Source organism: Pelagerythrobacter marinus (assembly GCF_034375205.1).
Lineage (GTDB): Bacteria > Pseudomonadota > Alphaproteobacteria > Sphingomonadales > Sphingomonadaceae > Pelagerythrobacter > Pelagerythrobacter marinus.
This window is the reverse complement of the sequence record NZ_CP139719.1, coordinates 2,715,525-2,731,726: the sequence shown is the minus strand read 5'-3', so window position 1 is coordinate 2,731,726 and position 16,202 is coordinate 2,715,525. Positions and strand designations below refer to the sequence as shown.

Sequence of the window (16,202 nt, the reverse complement as noted above, 5' to 3'; positions counted from 1 at the left end):
TGGTCGCTTCCGGCGCGGCGAGGAACCGCCGGGCCATGTTTCATGCGGCGCGGGCTCACGAACGTGCGTGGGCCCGCGCCGGACGATCGGTCGTCACATCTGCACCTTGATCCCGGCCCAGAACCGCCGGCCCAGGATGTCGCCATAGGCGATCTGGGGGTACGAGGGCTGCTCGTCGGTCAGGTTGTCGACGCCGAGGCGGAAGGACATGGCCCCCGCGTCGAACTGCGCCGAGAGGCTGTGCGTCAGGTTGCTCGAGAGGATGGGATTGGGGTTGTTCTCGATCGTCGCGTCGAAGGCGGCCCTGGTCTCGTCGAGGTAGTAAGCCTGGTAGCTCAGGCGGACCGGCCCCTTGTTCCAGTCGAGGTTGAAGCGCCCCTCCCACGTCGGCTTGAGGTAGGTGTCGTCGGTACGCACGAAGGTCTCGCCCGTGACCGAGGTGGTCAGCAGCGAATTGTGCGTCGCGTTGATCCCGACGTGGAACCGGCCGAGATCGCCGCCCGCCGGTTCGAAGCGGTAGTCGATCGCGTAGATTTCACCCCGGTACCGGACGACGCCGGCGTTGAACGTGGTCGTCGTCCCGCTGAGGATCGCGCCGCCCGGGTTCAGGCCGTCGGGATTGGCGATCCGGCTGAAGGCGGAGCAGACTTCGGGATCGGGATCGACGTTGTCGTAACAGGCGGCCGCGAAATCCTCGGTGGTGAAGGGCGAGAGGCCGTCCTCGAGGTCGATCTCCACCCGGTCCGCGCTGATCGTCAGGCCGGGGATGAACGCCGGCTGGAGCACAACGCCGTAGGTGAAGGTATCGGAAACCTCGTTGCGCAGGTCGGGGTTGCCGCCGGTGGTGATCGTCGCCCGCTGGAAGTTCTCGGCCGGGTTCTGGAAGCCGGCCAGCCGGTCGGCCGCGCTGTCGCCCGCGTTCGATCCGTCGGCCTCGACGCCGTAGCCGGGATTGGCCTCGAACAGGGCGAGGCAGTTGGCATAGCGCACGTCGGGGTTGGGCCCGCTGGAGATCCGGTCGGCATCGCACGGGTCGCGCCCGACCGAGCCGAGCGAGGTGGACGAAGGCGCGAAGAGCTGGGTCAGCGTGGGCGCGCGGAAGTTGCGGCTGCGCGAGGCACGCAGCGTGACCCCGTAGACCGGCTGCCAGCGCGCGCTGAGATCCCAGACTTCTTCCTTGCCCGCGATCGAGTTGTCGACGTAGCGGCCCGCCGCGCCCAGTTCGAGCGTTTCGACCAGCGGCACGTCCATGTCGCTGCTGACGACCGGGACCAGCAGCTCGCCCGAAAATTCGTCGGTGTTGTAGCCGCCCGACTGGGCAAGCTCCATCGTCCCGCCGCCGAACAGGCCGAGGCGGTTCGCCTCCATCGGCATGAAAGAAACCTGTTCGTCGCGGTGCTCGTAGGCGAGGCTGAACTGCACGTTCCCGCCCGGCAGGCGGAAGAGGTCGCCGCCCAGCGTCGCGAGGAAATCGATCTGCTCGTTGGTGTAATCCTGGCCGGCCCGAACGCTGACGTATTCCTGTGCCGCGCGGCTGACGTTTCCGTCGCCGAACGGGTTGATCGGGGCGCAGGCCGGGTCGTCGTTGTCCGGCGTGCCGTCGGCATTGATCGCGCAGACGATCGACCCGCCCGACAGCGCCGCGTCGATGGCGTTGGCGTATTTCGCGTTATCGACCTCCCAGCGGCGCTGCGACCCCTCGACCCGGGCGTAGCTGCCCGAAACGGTCCAGTAGAAATCGCGCCAGCCGGCGGCGAAGTCCCCCTCCAGCCCCACAACGCCGCGATAGGTTTCGGTCTGGTGGTCCTGCCGGTTCGACGGGGTCAGGTCGTGGAAATACTTCGACAGGAAGATCGGCGCGCCGAAGGCGAAGCCGGGGTTCGCCGCCGCCAGCGTGTCGCGCGCCTCGTCGCTGAGGAAGGGGTTGTCGGTGGTGAAGATCACCGGCCCGGCATACGTGCCGAAGTTCAGGATCGTGCGGCTGTGGCCCTGGGGAATCTCTTCCCCTTCGGTCCGGGCATAGAGCAGTTCGGCCCGGGCGGTCACCGCGTTCGACAGCTCGTAGCTGGCGATGAGGTTGCCGGTCAGCCGCTCGACCCCGCTGCGCAGGCCCACGAGGTCGCGATAGGCGAAGCCGTCCCCGCCGCTGGCGAAGGGGATGCCGACCTGCTCGCCCGGATCGAACGAGACGAGGCCGCCGTCGGGCGCGAACTGCAGCGGCGTTCCGTCGATCTGGGTCAGGAACCGGGTGAAGGGGGCCGGAGTGTTGAACAGGACGCCGTTGGCGTTGAATTCCCAGAAATGGGCGTCGAGCAGCTCGGTGACCGAGGGAATGCCGTCGTCGGGGCCGGTGTCGTCCGGGTTGGAGACGGTCAGGCGGCCGAGCGCCGAGAGCGGCCGGTCGGCGAAGCGCAGCAGGGGCGAGCGGGCATAGCCGATATCGACCGCCACGTTGCCGCGGCCGTCGGCGAAGTTGGTCCCGGCGGTGCCGCGAAGGCTGTAGGTGTGATAGTCCCCGCGCGAGGAAATGCCGCTCTGCGCGTCGAGCTCGATCCCCTCGAAGTCGTCCTTGAGGACGTAGTTGACGACGCCGGCGATCGCGTCGGAGCCATAGACCGCCGCGCCGCCGCCCTGGACCACCTCGACCCGTTCGAGCAGGCCGAGCGGGATGATGTTGGCGTCCACCTGTGCGTCGCCGAGGCCGGAGGACGTGGTGACCATGCGCCGCCCGTTGACCAGCGTCAGCGTGCGCCCCGGGCCGAGACCGAAGAGATCGGGGAACTGCTGTCCCGACCCGCTGCTCTCGCCGCCGCCGTCGGCCTGGCTCAGCTGGGGCGTATTGGTGGTCAGCTCGTTCAGCGCCTGGGCGGCCGTGGTGTAGCCGCGGCTCTCGATCACTTCCTCGTTCAGTACCGCGCGCGGGGCCGTTTCGTCCGCCGGGTCGCGGCGGATGCGCGAACCGGTGACGACGATCGGCGCGTTCTCCACCGCCGCGGGGGCGGCCGCGGGATCGGCCACGGCGCCGTCCTGCGCGTTCGCCCCGGCCGGCAGTGCGGTCAGCGCGGCGAGTGCGGATGTCGCCAGCAGCGTGGTGCGGGCGGTGGCGCCGGTCCGGCAGGTGCGTCGAATGAACATGTCGATCCCCATAGAATGTGATGTCGTTGCCGAGTCCCCCACGGCGCTTTCAAGGATTAGGCGCGATCGCGGCGCAAATTGTTGCAAATGGCGCGCCGTCGAAATGCGGTGCTGCATGAATTCATGACAGTTGCGTTTCAGAGCGCATAAGTTAGTCGCGATCTCGCGATTCGCCTGAATTGCCGAGGAAGGCGCTGACGTCCGCCCCGAATAGCCGCGCCACGGCCGGATCGTCGTACATCATGTGCCCGCCGGCATAGCAGTGGAGCGCGATCCGGCTCGCCGCGCCGGGCGGCAGGGCGGCCACGGTCGCCTCGTTCGCGGCGCAGCTGTTGAGCGAATCGTACAGGCCCGCGGCGACGAAGACCCGCATCGCCGGCATCTTGCGCAGGGCCCGCAGGGTCCACGGCTGCGACGGGCTGGGCGGCCCCTCGCCGGCCAGCGCGCGGGCCAGCGACTCCTCGGTGATCGGGGCCTGGTCGTACTGCCACCCGGCGCCGACCGGCAGGGCCTCGCCCTCGATCCCGGCATAAGTGCCGCCCTCGACGTCCAGGCTCTCGCGATAGTAGCGCAGGATCGCCGCCTCGGCGCGCGGGTCGTCGTCCGGCGCGCCGGCCTTGCGCATGTCGAACACGTCGAGCGTCTGCCCGCGGTCGGCCAGCAGCGCGGTGCGGAAATCGCGCGGCGACACCCACAGCGTCTGTGGGTCGATCGCCTCCGGGGCAATGCCGTGAAACCGTGCAAGCCCGGCACCGACCTGTGCGCGCTCCGCGTCCGGCAGGCCCTGCGGATCGGCCAGGGCCGGGTACCAGGTCGCCCGCGCCCAGCGCTCGGCCGCGGCGATGGCGGCCACCGGGTCGGCCATGAGGTCGCCCGCCAGCTTTCCATGGGCCGCGGCCGCGGCGGTGCGCCCCGGCAACGACAGCGCCCGCATCAGCGCCCGGTCGTCGCTTTCGCCCAGCGGGATCCCGCCCGAGACGAGCCCGATCCCGGCGACGTCTTCGCCGCTGTCGGCCAGCGCCTCTGCCGCGCCGGCCGCGCGCCAGGTGCCGAAGCTTTCGCCGACCAGGAACAGGGGCGAGCCGGCCCGGCCGTAAGCCGCGCGAAAGGCGACGATGAAATCGCGCGTGGCGGCGATATCGCCGGTCGTCGAATAGAGGCGCTTGCGCGCCGCGTCGGACCGGGCGCGGCTGAAGCCGGTGTCGGCGGGATCGAGGAAGACGAGGTCGCTGGCGGGCAGCGGCGTGGCCGGGTTGTCGACCAGCGCGCCGTCGCGCAGGACGCGGGGGCCGAGCGCTTCGAAGTGCAGCAGGCGCGAATCGGCGCCCGGCCCGCCGTTCCAGACGAAGGTCAGCGGGCGCGGGACTGCGCGCGTTTCGCCGGGCGCGAAATAGGCGGTGTAGAACAGGTCCGCGAGCGGTTCTCCCGCGTCGTCGCGCAGGGTCAGCGTTCCGGCGCAGGCGGTATAGGCGAGGGTGCGTCCCTCGATCGTCACCCGGTGCTCGCTCCGCACCGCGCCGTCGGCGCACCCCGTTGCGGCCATCTCCGCCCCCGCCCTCGCGGCGGGGTTCGTCGGGGCGGGGTCCGTCCCGTCAATGCCCGTGGCGCCCGGGCCGGCGCAGCCTGCCAGGACCAGGGCGGCGGCCAGCGTGAATGGCGATCTGTTCATCGTTCGTCCTCCCGCGGCGATCCTAGCGGGGCGCGGCGGCCAAAATTATGCGAAGGGTGCGCGGCACGGCCCGCGGCGCACGCGCGGGCCACCGTCCGCGCGCCGGGGCGACAATTCACCGCGGCGGCAACAAGGGATTATTTATGCGCCGTCTGCCGGATAGTCTGCAAGCCATGGATGGGAACGCTTCGAGGGCTGGGCCGGACCTGTCGCGCCGCGCGCTTCTCGCGGGGGCGGCGGCGCTGCCCGTCGCGTCGGGCCCCGTCGCGTCGGGCGTCGCCGCGCAGGCCCGCCCGCCCGCTTCCACCGCCGCCCCCGGCGAGGGCCTGGCGCGGGCGATGTTCGCCCCGATGCCGACGGTCCATCTCGATTCGGGGACCGCGCACCCGGTCCCGCTGGGCGCGCGCGACGCGGTGGAGCGCTACCTGCACAGCCGCGCGACCGGCGAGCGCTGGCCCAGCGGCGAGGTGGAGCGTCGGGTCAAGGAACGGTTCGCCCGGCTGGTCGGCGCTTCCCCGCGCGAACTGGCCTTCGTGCAGAGCACGACGGCGGGCGAACAGCTCGCGATCGATGCGCTCGACCTGCCCGGCCGCGGCGGACGGATCGTCACCGACACGCTGCATTTCTTCGGCTCGTTCTGGATCTACGAACAGCTCGCCCGGCGCGGGATGGAGGTGGTCTGGCTCCGGCCCGAGGAGGGGCGGATCGATCCTGCCGCCTACGAACGCGCGATCGACGGCGACACCCGGCTGGTGAGCCTTTCGCTGGTATCGACCTACAACGGGTTCGAACACGACCTGGCGCGAATCTGCGACGCCGCGCACGCGCATGGCGCGCGTGTCTATGCCGATATCATCCATGCCGCCGGCACCGTGCCGCTCGATCTTCATGCGACCGGCGTCGATTTCGCCGCCTGTGCCAGTTACAAGTGGCTGATGGGGGATTTCGGCCTGGGGTTCCTCTACGTGCGCGAGGGCCTGCTCGACCAGCTGCGCCGCCCGCGCTTCGGGTACTACCAGCTCGCCCGGTTCCGCTCGCACGTCTATCCGTTCGACCCGCCCGGCGATGGCGTGGCCGACATGGCCGCCCGCGACGACGCCGAAGGGCTCTTCGCGATGGGCACGCGCTCGCACGCGGTCATGGCCCAGCTCGACTGGACGCTCGCCGCGCTGCTCGAACTGGGGGTGGAGCGGATCGCGCAGGCGCGAATGCCCCTGCTCGCGCGGCTTCACGAGGCGCTGCCGGCGAAGGGCTACCGCGTCGTCACCCCGCCGGACAGCCGCACCCCGCTGCTGACCTGCGCGCTCGAGGGCTCGCGCGAACGGCTCGCCCCCGCGCTGGAGCGGGCCGGGGTCACGATCACGCTGTCGCGCAACCGGTTCCGCGTCTGCCCCTCGTTCTTCAACACGATCGACGACGTGGAGCGCCTGATCGATGCGCTTCCGCGCCTGCCGCAAGAGGATATCCGATGACCATCCGACGCCCACTGTCCCTCGCCCTCGCCGCCAGTGCGCTGGCGCTCGGCGCCGCGCCCGCCCAGGCGCAGGAATTCGACCGGCCGATGCCGCCTTCGTTCCTGCGCGCGATGGAGCCGATGGTCCCGCGCGACACGGCCGGCAGCGCGGTCGTCACGACCCGCCATGCCGGCGAATTCGGCGGGCAGCGGGTCGCCTACGACGCGATCGTTACCGAAACGCCGGTGGCCAACGCGGCAGGCGAGGCGGCGGCCGTGGTCGTCACTTACGCCTATGTCGCGCGCGATGCCGACCCGGCGCGGCGGCCGGTCCTGTTCGTCTTCAACGGCGGGCCGGGCGCCTCCTCCTCGCCGCTGCACATGGAGGCGTTCGGACCGCGCGTGTTCGGGCCGGACGGGCGCACGCTGGTGAACAATCCGCACAGCCTGCTCGACGTGGCGGACCTCGTCTTCGTCGATCCGCCCGGCACCGGCGCGAGCATGCCGGTCGCCGGGACCGATCCGTCGAGCCTCTTTTCGGTATCGGGCGACGCGCGCGCCGTGGCCGAAGTCGTCCAGGCCTGGCGCGAGGCGAACGGGCGCACCGGCTCCCCCTTTGCCCTCGTCGGCGAAAGCTACGGCTCGGCCCGCGCGCTTGCCATGCTGGGCGCGCAGGCCGACGGCGACCTGCCGCTGCCCGATGGCGTCGCGCTCCTGTCGATGTCGATCGGCGACGCCGGTGGCCCGGTGATCCGCGACGTCGTGCTCCTGCCGACGCTGGCCGCCGTGGCCTGGTATCACGGCGCGATCGAGCGCCGCGACCGGAGCGTGCAGCAGGTCTACGACGAGGCGCTCCGCTTCGCGCAGGAAGACTATGCCGGCGCGCTCATCCGCGGGCCCTCGCTCGACCCGCGCGAAAAGGCGGCGATCGCGCGGCGGCTTTCCTCGCTGGTCGGCCTGCCGGTCGCGACCCTGCTCGAAAACGACCTGCGGCTGGACAAGCAGGGCTTCATGCTCGGCCTGCTGGCGGACCGGGGGCTGCGGACCGGCCAGCTCGACGCGCGGGCCACGCGCGCGATCGCCGAATCGAACTTCCAGCCGCCGTTCGACGACCCCTCGATGACGCTGGGCACGTCGACCGGGGAGAGGATCGCCGCCTACCTGGCGGACGAGCTCGGCTATACCCTGCCCAGCCCGTACCGGAGCCTGAACCTGGGCATCAATTTCAAGTGGGGCTGGGGCGAACGGACATCCTATCGCAGCGCGCGCTTCACGCCCTACCTGGCGCGGGCGTTCGAGCTGAAGCCCGATCTCAGCCTCCTCACCGTGGGCGGCCTCTACGACATAACCACCCCGGCCTATGCCGGGATCTTCGCGCTCGACCAGGCCGGCATCGGCGAGGGACGGCGCACGTCGAAACTCTACCCGGCCGGCCACTCGGTCTTCGAAGACCCGGAACAGCTGGCGGCCATGGCGACCGACATGCGGCTCTGGGCCAGGGGGCTTTCCGCCGGCGGGCAGTAACCGTCTATCCCCGGGCGCGGCCGACCCTCCGCGCCCACAGGGGCGCATGCGCGGTCTTCGGGCCGCGCATGCGCCTTTGCCTGTGCGTGCCGCCGCGCCGGGCGCCGGCAAATCCGCGAAAGGATGGGAAGGGGATTGGTGCGGTCGAGAAGACTCGAACTTCCACGGGCGTTAGCCCACAACGACCTCAACGTTGCGCGTCTACCAGTTCCGCCACGACCGCACAGTCAGAAGGGCGCTCGCTGCGCCCCCCGGGGGGTAGGCCGGCGCCCCTAGCAACAGGATCGCCGCACCGCAAGCGGTTTGCGAAGCCCCCGGACCGGGGGCCTCGATCAATCGGGGGATCAGTCGGGTTTCCAGCCGATTTCGGCGAACTTGGCCGACTTGGGAACGTCGGTCACGGCCTCGTTGATGGTAACCGTTTCGCCCGGGGCGAGGCGCGGCTGCGGGGGGGAGACTTCCCAGCTGTAGACGATGCGGTCGCGCGCGTCGCGCATGACGATCAGGATCGAGGGCAGCGTGCGCGTTTCGCGGCCGACGTTGGTGATCGTTCCGCTCGCGCCGAAGAACTCCGTGCCGTTGGGCAGGGTGCGGCGATCCTGCTGGTCGGCGGGAAATTCCAGCACCAGGTCGGGCTGCTCGACCGCGAAGGTCGGGCGGCTGATCGGCACCCAGTCGGGCAGGCCCCAGTAACTGACCGCCGCCACCGTGCCCAGCGCGACCGCGGCAAACCCCGCCGCCGCGAAAGTCCACAGGTGCAGGGGATTGCGGCGCGGCCGGAAAGGCGGTTCGGCCGCGAAGGGCGAAGGCTCGGGCCCTGCCGGCGCGATGCTCTCGCCCGCGGGCGGGGCGGCGGGCTCGGCCGGCGGGGCCGGTTCCGCGACGGGCGGCGGGGGGACCGCGCTCCCCGAAGGCGGAGGGGCAGCGGCGGCTTCGGCTCTTGCCGGCTCGGCATCGGCGGCAGGCTGGGCCGGGGCCGGCGAGGCGGGCCGGGCAGGGGCTGGCGGCGACGCGGCATCGTTGCCGTCCGGCGCGCTATCGGGCGGGCTGTCGGGCCGGCTCCCGGGCCGATCCAGCGGCCGCTCGGGCACGTCCGGCAGGTTGCCTTCCTGGAACCAGCTGTGGCGGCACTTCGCGCAGCGCACCGTGCGCCCTTCGACACCGATGGCGCTGTCGGGCACGACATAGCGGGTCGAACAGGCGGGACAGGCGATGATCATCGTAACAGCCACCCTTACGGCGCGAGGCGAATCGCAACAAGGCTCCGACCGGGCGGCGACATGCGCGAGCGCCTTTTTTCCACATCGAAGCCTCGCTATAGCCGCGGCCAGATGCCGGCTCACTTCCCCTCGACCGCTTGCGCGACCGCCCGCCGATGAGCGATTCCGATAGCGCGATCGTGTCTTTCGACAATGTCGGCCTGCGCTACGGCACCGACAGCGAGGTCCTGCGCGACATATCGTTCACGCTCTATCCGGGCAGTTTCTACTTCCTCACCGGCGCCAGCGGCGCGGGCAAGACCTCGCTGCTCAAGCTGCTCTATCTCGCGCAGCGCCCGTCGCGCGGGGCGATCCGCATGTTCGGCACCGACGTCATCACCCTGCCGCGCGGCCGCCTGCCGGAATTCCGCCGCCGGCTGGGCGTCGTGTTCCAGGATTTCCGCCTCGTGCCGCACCTCTCGGCCTTCGACAACGTCGCCCTGCCGCTCCGCGTCTCGGGGGTGGACGAGGCGGACGTGGCCAAGCCGGTCGCCGACATGCTCGACTGGGTCGGCCTGTCGCACCGGCACGAGGCCCGCCCGGCCACGCTTTCGGGCGGGGAGCAGCAACGCGTCGCGATCGCGCGCGCGGTGATCGGCCGGCCCGACCTGCTCGTGGCCGACGAGCCGACCGGCAACGTGGACCCGGAAATGGCGCTGAAGCTGCTGCGCCTGTTCGAGGCGCTCAATCGCCTGGGGACCACGGTGGTTGTCGCGACCCACGACGTGCACCTGCTGAAGAAAGTGCCCGAATCGCTGATCATGCGGCTCGACAAGGGGCGCCTGGCCGATCCGACCGGGGTCCTGCGTTATCCGCCGCGCGCGGGCCGCGGAGCCGAAGGGGGCGGGGCATGAGCGCGCGGCCCGGCCTCAACCGCGCGCTGCGTCGGGGCTTCGCGCCCTTCGGCGGCGAGCGCGCCGCGCGCCTCGTGCCCCATGCGCGCCTCGCCGGGCCGATGCCGTGGGTGATCGCGATCATGGTCGCGCTGACGGTGATCGCCGCGGCCGGCGGCCTCGCGCTGCAGAACATGGCGGACAATGCCCGCGCCGAGCTGGCGGGCGGTGCGACCGTGCAGGTGCTGGAGGCGCTGGAGCAAGAACGCGAGCGCCAGGCGGAGGCGGTCGAGCAGGTGCTGAGCGCCGATCCCGATGTCGCGACCTATCGCCGGGTCCCCGAAGCGGAGCTGGAGGCGCTGCTCGAACCCTGGCTGGGCGTCGGCGCGACCGACAGCGCGGTGCCGGTGCCGGCCCTGATCGACGTGCGCCTGCGGGGCGTGGCCGACCGGGCGGCGGTGGAACGGCTCCAGGCGCGCCTGGCCGAAGCCGCCCCGGGCGCGCGGGTCGATGCCCAGTCGAGCTGGCTGGGCCCCGTCTTCGGCGTGATCGCCGCGCTGCAATGGCTGGCGATCGCGCTTGTCGCGCTGCTCGCGCTGACCAGCGCCACGGCCGTCTGGCTCGCCGCCCGCTCGGCGCTGGGCAGCAATCGCAACACGATCGAGATCATTCACCTGCTGGGCGGCACCGACGGCCAGATCGCGCGGATATTCCAGCGCTCGATCGCGCAGGACGCGCTGCTGGGCGGGATCGCCGGGCTGGCGATCGGCCTCGCGGGCATGGTCGTTCTCGCGCGCCAGTTCCGCCAGCTCGGATCGGGCATGGTCGCCGGCGGCGGGCTGGCGCCGGTGGACTGGATCGTGCTCGGCGCGATCCCGCTGGCGGGGGTGGTCATCGCGACGATCACCGCGCGCGTGACGGTGCTCGCGGCCTTGAGGAAGATGCTGTGATCCGGCGCGCGCTGTCGGCCGTCGTCCTCGCCTGGGCGCTCGGGTTCCTGTGGTTCGCGATCGCGCTGCCGGGCCCGGCGGAGGCGGTGGTGACCGACGCGGTGATCGTGCCGACCGGCGCGGCGGGCCGGATCGAGCGCGGGCTGCAGGTCCTGGGCGCGGGCGACGCGCGCGCCCTGCTGGTGACCGGGGTGGACCCCGAAGTCCGCCCGGCCGAGTTCGCCGGCCAGTTCGGCGTCCCGGTGGAAACGATGGCCTGCTGCGTCACGCTCGGCTTCTCGGCCGTCGATACGCGCGGCAACGCGGCCGAGACGGCCGAATGGGTGCGCGCGCGCCGGGTTCGCTCGCTGCGGCTGGTGACGACCGACTGGCACATGCGCCGCGCCGCGGGCGAGCTGGCGCGCACGTTGCCCGGCGATGTCGAGGTCGTGCGCGATGCCGTTCCCTCGCAGCCGTCGCTGCGGATCCTGTTCCTCGAATATCACAAGCTGCTGGCCAGCCTCGTCTCGCGCCTCTGGCGGGGAATGGCGGCATGATCGTGCTGCGCAACCTGGCGTTCTACCCGGCCTTCTATCTCGGCAGCGTCGGCTTCGTCCTCGCCGCGCTGGTGGCGATCGCCGCGCGCGGTCGGGGGCTGGAGCGGATCGTCGAGGGCTGGTGCCGCTGGCACCGCGGTTGCGCGCGCCTGCTGCTGGGCATCCGGGTGCGGATCGAAGGCCCCGCGCCCGAGGGGCCGGCGCTCTACGCGATCCGGCACGAAAGCTTCTTCGAGGCGATCGACCTTCCTTGCCTGTTCGACCGGCCCGCCCCCTTCGCCAAGAGCGAGCTGTTCGCCATCCCCGGCTGGGGCCGGGCCGCGCGCGCCTATGGCTGCGTGCCGGTCGCGCGCGACCAGGGGGCCCGGGCCCTGCGCGCGATGGTCGCTTCCGCGCGCCTGTTCATCGCCGCGGGGCGGCCCCTGGCGATCTTCCCCGAGGGGACCCGTGTTCCCCATGGCCAGCGGGTCAGGCTCCAGGCCGGCTTCGCCGGGCTCTACAAGCTGCTCGGCCTGCCGGTCGTGCCGGTCGCGGTCGACAGCGGGCCGCTCTACCACCGCAGGCTGAAGCGCCCCGGGACGATCACCTATCGCTTTGCCGATCCGATCGCCCCGGGCCTGCCGCGCGCCGAGGTGGAAGCGCGGGTGGGCGATGCGATCAACGCGCTGAACCGGGCCTAGCCGGCGAGGCGTGATCGGCGCGGCCGAAGTCGGGCCGCGCATCGTCCTGCCCCTGTTCGAGGATCGAGCGGCGAATCTCGCGCGTGCGGGCGAACAGGTCGAACAGCGCCTCCCCGTCCCCCCGCCGGATCGCGCGCTGGAGCGCGGTCAGATCCTCGGTGAAGCGGCCGAGCATTTCCAGCACCGCCTCGCGGTTGGAAAGGAACACGTCGCGCCACATCGTCGGGTCGCTGGCGGCGATGCGGGTGAAGTCGCGGAAACCGCCGGCCGAGTACTTGATCACCTCGCTGCGGGTCACCTCTTCGAGGTCGGAGGCGGTGCCGACGATCGTATAGGCGATCAGGTGCGGGATATGGCTGGTGACGGCGAGCACGAGATCGTGGTGCGCGGCCTCCATGATCTCCACCCGCGCGCCCAGCGCCTCCCAGAACTGCCCGAGCGCATCGACCGCCGCCGGATCGGCATCGGCGGGCGGGGTCAGGATGCACCAGCGTTGTCGGAACAGGCTGGCAAAGCCGGCGTCGGGCCCGCTCCGCTCGGTCCCCGCGACCGGGTGCGCGGGGATCACCCGGCGGCCCGGCAGCGCGCGCGCCAGCGCCTCGCCGACAGCGGCCTTGGACGATCCCACGTCGGACACGATCGCTGCGGGCGGCAAAGCCTCGGCACAGGCGCGCGCGGCAGCCTCCATCGCCCCGACCGGCACGCAGAACAGGACCAGGTCGGCATCGCGCACCGCCTCGGCCGGGGTGTCGCAAACCGTTCCTGCCAGGCCGCGTTCGGCGGCGCGCCGGCGAACGTCGGGATCGGCGTCGTAGCCGGTTGTCGTGACGCCGGGCAGGCATTCGGCAATCGCCAGCCCGACCGAGCCGCCCAGCAGCCCCAGGCCGACGATGGCGACGCGCTCTATCGTCATCACGCTTCGCCCGCCACGTCGCGCAGGACCGCGGCGATCGCGTCCATCTGTTCGCGCGTGCCGACCGTGATCCGCAGCGCGTGATCGAGCCCGGGGGCCGAGAAATGCCGGACCGAATAGCCCGCGCGGGCGATCGCGGCATGGGCTTCGCGCGCACTCGTCGCCCCTGCGAACAGAACCATGACGAAATTGCCCGCGCTGGGCAGCGCGCGCAGCCCGCGGTTGCCGAGCGCTTCGACCACCTCGACAAAGCGGGCGCGTTCGGCCGCGTTGTGCCTGCGCGAGCGTTCGACGAAGCCCTGATCCTCGACCGCCGCCCGCGCCGCGGCCTGGCCGTGGCCGGTGACGTTGAACGGCCCGCGAATGCGGTTGAGCGTGTCGAGCACGTCCGGCGCGCCGGTCGCCCAGCCGATCCGTTCCCCCGCGAGGCCGTAGATCTTCGAGAACGTGCGGGTGACGAGGACGTTGTCATGCCGCTCCGCCAGTGCCAGCCCCTGATCGTCATCCTGCGGATCGAGGTATTCGGCATAGGCCTGATCGAGCACGAACAGCACGTCGCGCGGCAGACCGGCGTGGAGGCGGGCGATCTCGGCCGCGGGCAGGAAGCTGCCGGTCGGGTTGTTCGGGTTGGCGAGGAAGACGACCCGCGTGCGCGGCGTCACCGCGGCGAGCAGGGCGTCGACGTCGGCGCCGTAATCGGCATCGCTCGCCTCGACCGGCACGGCGCCACAGCGGCGGGCGGCGATGTCGTAGACCGCGAAGCTGAAGCGCGGGAACAGCACCTCGTCCCCCGGCCCGGCATAGCCTTGCGCGGCGAGGTTGAGCAGTTCGTCCGAGCCCGTGCCGCAGACGATCCGCGTCGGATCGATCGCGTGGACCCGGCCGATCGCCGCGCGCAGGGCGGCGGCATCGGGATCGGGGTAGCGCGCGGGGCCGGCGAGCCCTTCCATCGCGGCAATCGCGGCCGCGCTCGTGCCCAGCGGGTTCTCGTTTGCCGAAAGCTTCACCAGCTCGCGCCCGGCGGCGTCCTTCGACTGGCCCGGCACATAGGCGTGAATGCCCTCGATCCAGGGCTTGCGAGTGGGACTATCGGCCATGATGGCCGGGCGCATAACCCGCATGACCTGCAAACCGAAGCAAATCCTGCTTGCCCCGGCTAAGGGCGGATGTGTTGACAGGCGCGCGGCAGCCGCCCAATCCCCGCGCCGCAATGACCGCCGCCGCCCCCTCACACAGCTACGCGCTGCCCGGCCCGCTCCCGCTCGACGGCGGGCAGGCGCTGGAAGGCGCGACGATCGCTTACCAGACATATGGCGAGCTGGCGGCGGACAAGGGCAACGCGATCCTCGTCTGCCACGCGCTGACCGGCGACCAGTACCTTGCCAGCGCCCATCCCGTCACCGGCAAGCCCGGCTGGTGGGAACGGACGGTCGGGCCGGGCAAGCCGATCGATACCGACCGTTATCACGTCATCTGCGCCAACGTGATCGGCAGTTGCATGGGATCGACCGGGCCGGCCAGCCCCGCGCCCGACGGCAAGCCCTGGGGCATGCGCTTCCCCGTCATCACCGTGCGCGACATGGTCCGCGGCCTCGTCGCCCTGCTCGACGGGCTGGGGATAGAGCGGCTCCACGCGGTCGTCGGCGGGTCGATGGGCGGGATGCAGGCGCTGAGCCTGGCGGCCAATTTCCCCGAGCGGGCGGCGCGCGTCCTCGCCATTGCCACGACTGCGCGCCATTCGGCGCAGAACATCGCCTTCCACGAAGTCGGCCGGCAGGCGATCATGGCCGATCCCAACTGGCGCGAAGGCGATTACTACGGCCACGATTCGACGCCCGATGCCGGGCTGGCCGTGGCGCGCATGGCCGCGCATATCACCTATCTTTCCGAAGCGGGCCTGACCGAGAAGTTCGGCCGCCGGTTGCAGGACCGTTCGGCCAAGAGCTTCGGCTTCGACGCCGATTTCCAGGTCGAAAGCTACCTGCGTTACCAGGGCAGCGGGTTTACCCGGCGTTTCGACGCCAATTCCTACCTCTATATCACCCGCGCGATGGATTACCTCGACATCGCGGAAGAGCACGGCGGCAAGCTGGCCGATGCCTTTTCCGGCCACGCGATGGGCAGGGGGGCGCGGTTCTGCCTGGTCAGTTTCGACACCGACTGGCTCTATCCCACCGCGGAAAGCCGGCACGTCGTCCACGCGCTCAATGCCGCGGGCGCGCCGGTCAGTTTCGTCGAGCTGTCTTCCCCCTTCGGGCACGACAGCTTCCTGCTCGACGTTCCCGCGCTCGACCGGGTGGTGAAGGGCTTCCTCGATGGCTGAGCTGGCGAGCCTGCGGCCCGATCTCGCGGTCATCGCGCGCCAGGTGCCCCCGGGCGTGCGCGTGCTCGACGTCGGCTGCGGCGACGGCGCGCTGATGGCGGCGCTGCAGCAGAGCCGCAACGTCGATGCGCGCGGGATAGAGATCGATCCCGACCTGGTCGAACGCTGCGTCGCGCGGGGCCTGAGCGTGGTGCAGGGCGATGCCGACCGCGATCTCGCCTTCTACCCCGACGGCGCGTTCGACGTCGCGATCCTCAGCCAGACCTTGCAGACCGCCGCGCGGCCCGACCGGATGCTGGCGGAACTGCTGCGCGTGGGCCGCCGGGCCTTCGTCTCCTTCCCCAACTTCGCCTACTGGCGGATGCGCTGGGCGCTGATGCGGCGCGGGCGGATGCCGGTGACGCGGCACCTGCCGGTGACCTGGTACGAAACGGCCAATATCCACCACATGACGGTCAAGGATTTCGAGGAGCTGACCGCGCAGCTCGGCATCGCAATCGAAAACCGCTGGTTCTTCACCGCCGACCGCGAAGTGGGCGCGGCAGGCGCGAACTGGCGCGCCGAATATGCCCTGTTCGAAGTCCGCACGGCCCGGGCGCGGCCCGTCCCCTGATCGAAAGGCCGGACAAAGGTGACACCGCGTCACTTTCGCCCGCCCCCGATTTGATCGGCAAAAACAAGGCCTTGCGCCGCCACATCACAGGGTGACGGACAGATGCCCGCGCGCGCCGGCCTGCGGGGCGCAAGCAATCGACTGCCCGCGCAGCGCGCGAGAACGGGATGGACGACCCACGATGCGAAAGAGCGTTCAGGCGCTGCTAGCAGGTCCCGGGGCCTGTAGGAAAACGGTCGTTCGGCGCGGCGCCGCATGGCCGGTAGGTGGCGGGATCGGGGGGTGTTATGCGCGCGGCCGGGCCTCCGGGCGCA

The 16,202-nt window shown here is 71.3% G+C and carries 13 protein-coding genes and 1 tRNA gene; 8 read left to right on the top strand and 6 right to left on the bottom strand.

Going from position 1 to position 16,202, the window contains the following annotated elements; translation table 11 throughout:
- Nucleotides 1-93 precede the first annotated feature (93 nt).
- Both T8T98_RS13370 and T8T98_RS13365 read right to left on the bottom strand, forming a co-directional pair.
- Complete coding sequence (locus T8T98_RS13370; protein ID WP_251104820.1) at nt 94-3,135, bottom strand: TonB-dependent receptor domain-containing protein; 3,042 nt, start codon at nt 3,133-3,135, stop codon at nt 94-96.
- A gap of 151 nt (nt 3,136-3,286) precedes the next feature.
- Nucleotides 3,287-4,804: a S10 family serine carboxypeptidase-like protein gene (locus tag T8T98_RS13365; RefSeq protein ID WP_251104821.1), complete on the bottom strand. Its 1,518-nt coding sequence runs from the start codon at nt 4,802-4,804 to the stop codon at nt 3,287-3,289.
- Between the two features lie 173 nt (nt 4,805-4,977).
- On the opposite strand from T8T98_RS13365, the gene T8T98_RS13360 reads away from it, so the two are divergent.
- Both T8T98_RS13360 and T8T98_RS13355 read left to right on the top strand, forming a co-directional pair.
- On the top strand, nt 4,978-6,276 hold the full coding sequence (locus tag T8T98_RS13360; protein ID WP_251104822.1) for an aminotransferase class V-fold PLP-dependent enzyme: 1,299 nt from the start codon (nt 4,978-4,980) through the stop codon (nt 6,274-6,276).
- Nucleotides 6,273-7,781, top strand: coding sequence for a S10 family serine carboxypeptidase-like protein (locus T8T98_RS13355; RefSeq protein ID WP_251104823.1), 1,509 nt, complete (start codon nt 6,273-6,275; stop codon nt 7,779-7,781). The genes T8T98_RS13360 and T8T98_RS13355 overlap by 4 nt, the downstream gene beginning before the upstream one ends.
- A gap of 136 nt (nt 7,782-7,917) precedes the next feature.
- Here T8T98_RS13355 and T8T98_RS13350 read toward each other — a convergent pair.
- Nucleotides 7,918-8,004, bottom strand: a tRNA-Leu gene (locus T8T98_RS13350).
- A gap of 121 nt (nt 8,005-8,125) precedes the next feature.
- Entirely contained in the window at nt 8,126-9,001 is an 876-nt protein-coding gene (locus T8T98_RS13345; RefSeq protein WP_251104824.1) for a zinc-ribbon domain-containing protein, read from the bottom strand.
- Between the two features lie 155 nt (nt 9,002-9,156).
- Here T8T98_RS13345 and ftsE point away from each other — a divergent pair, with 155 nt between their 5' ends.
- The 4 genes from ftsE to T8T98_RS13325 are packed head-to-tail and all read left to right on the top strand — an operon-like array spanning nt 9,157 to nt 12,039.
- Nucleotides 9,157-9,894: a cell division ATP-binding protein FtsE gene (ftsE, locus tag T8T98_RS13340; RefSeq protein ID WP_160734058.1), complete on the top strand. Its 738-nt coding sequence runs from the start codon at nt 9,157-9,159 to the stop codon at nt 9,892-9,894.
- A complete protein-coding gene (locus tag T8T98_RS13335) occupies nt 9,891-10,823 on the top strand; it encodes a cell division protein FtsX (RefSeq protein ID WP_251104825.1) in 933 nt (310 codons plus the stop codon). Before ftsE ends, T8T98_RS13335 begins: the two co-directional genes overlap by 4 nt.
- Nucleotides 10,820-11,359, top strand: coding sequence for a YdcF family protein (locus T8T98_RS13330; protein ID WP_160734056.1), 540 nt, complete (start codon nt 10,820-10,822; stop codon nt 11,357-11,359). The genes T8T98_RS13335 and T8T98_RS13330 overlap by 4 nt, the downstream gene beginning before the upstream one ends.
- Entirely contained in the window at nt 11,356-12,039 is a 684-nt protein-coding gene (locus T8T98_RS13325; RefSeq protein ID WP_160734055.1) for a lysophospholipid acyltransferase family protein, read from the top strand. Before T8T98_RS13330 ends, T8T98_RS13325 begins: the two co-directional genes overlap by 4 nt.
- Here the strand turns inward: T8T98_RS13325 and T8T98_RS13320 are convergent.
- Nucleotides 12,017-12,952 carry a prephenate/arogenate dehydrogenase family protein gene (locus T8T98_RS13320; RefSeq protein ID WP_251104826.1) on the bottom strand — a complete coding sequence of 312 codons (936 nt, stop codon included), beginning with the start codon at nt 12,950-12,952 and terminating at the stop codon, nt 12,017-12,019. The two genes, T8T98_RS13325 and T8T98_RS13320, sit on opposite strands and share 23 nt — an antisense overlap.
- A complete protein-coding gene (hisC, locus tag T8T98_RS13315) occupies nt 12,952-14,049 on the bottom strand; it encodes a histidinol-phosphate transaminase (protein WP_251104827.1) in 1,098 nt (365 codons plus the stop codon). Before hisC ends, T8T98_RS13320 begins: the two co-directional genes overlap by 1 nt.
- Nucleotides 14,050-14,162: 113 nt before the next feature.
- Between hisC and metX the strand changes: the two genes are divergently transcribed.
- Nucleotides 14,163-15,275, top strand: coding sequence for a homoserine O-acetyltransferase MetX (gene metX, locus T8T98_RS13310; RefSeq protein WP_251104828.1), 1,113 nt, complete (start codon nt 14,163-14,165; stop codon nt 15,273-15,275).
- The gene (metW, locus tag T8T98_RS13305) at nt 15,268-15,888 is read left to right on the top strand and encodes a methionine biosynthesis protein MetW (RefSeq protein ID WP_160734051.1); all 621 of its coding nucleotides are present in this window, start codon (nt 15,268-15,270) and stop codon (nt 15,886-15,888) included. The genes metX and metW overlap by 8 nt, the downstream gene beginning before the upstream one ends.
- The last annotated feature ends 314 nt before the right edge of the window (nt 15,889-16,202 follow it).

What these genes read in the sequence shown, in the direction of transcription:
- T8T98_RS13370 (WP_251104820.1), bottom strand. Translation starts at nt 3,135, where the DNA reads ATGTTCATTCGACGCACCTGCCGGACCGGCGCCACCGCCCGCACCACG.
- T8T98_RS13365 (WP_251104821.1), bottom strand. Translation starts at nt 4,804, where the DNA reads ATGAACAGATCGCCATTCACGCTGGCCGCCGCCCTGGTCCTGGCAGGC.
- T8T98_RS13360 (WP_251104822.1), top strand. Translation starts at nt 4,978, where the DNA reads ATGGATGGGAACGCTTCGAGGGCTGGGCCGGACCTGTCGCGCCGCGCG.
- T8T98_RS13355 (WP_251104823.1), top strand. Translation starts at nt 6,273, where the DNA reads ATGACCATCCGACGCCCACTGTCCCTCGCCCTCGCCGCCAGTGCGCTG.
- T8T98_RS13345 (WP_251104824.1), bottom strand. Translation starts at nt 9,001, where the DNA reads ATGATCATCGCCTGTCCCGCCTGTTCGACCCGCTATGTCGTGCCCGAC.
- ftsE (WP_160734058.1), top strand. Translation starts at nt 9,157, where the DNA reads ATGAGCGATTCCGATAGCGCGATCGTGTCTTTCGACAATGTCGGCCTG.
- T8T98_RS13335 (WP_251104825.1), top strand. Translation starts at nt 9,891, where the DNA reads ATGAGCGCGCGGCCCGGCCTCAACCGCGCGCTGCGTCGGGGCTTCGCG.
- T8T98_RS13325 (WP_160734055.1), top strand. Translation starts at nt 11,356, where the DNA reads ATGATCGTGCTGCGCAACCTGGCGTTCTACCCGGCCTTCTATCTCGGC.
- T8T98_RS13320 (WP_251104826.1), bottom strand. Translation starts at nt 12,952, where the DNA reads ATGACGATAGAGCGCGTCGCCATCGTCGGCCTGGGGCTGCTGGGCGGC.
- hisC (WP_251104827.1), bottom strand. Translation starts at nt 14,049, where the DNA reads ATGGCCGATAGTCCCACTCGCAAGCCCTGGATCGAGGGCATTCACGCC.
- metX (WP_251104828.1), top strand. Translation starts at nt 14,163, where the DNA reads ATGACCGCCGCCGCCCCCTCACACAGCTACGCGCTGCCCGGCCCGCTC.
- metW (WP_160734051.1), top strand. Translation starts at nt 15,268, where the DNA reads ATGGCTGAGCTGGCGAGCCTGCGGCCCGATCTCGCGGTCATCGCGCGC.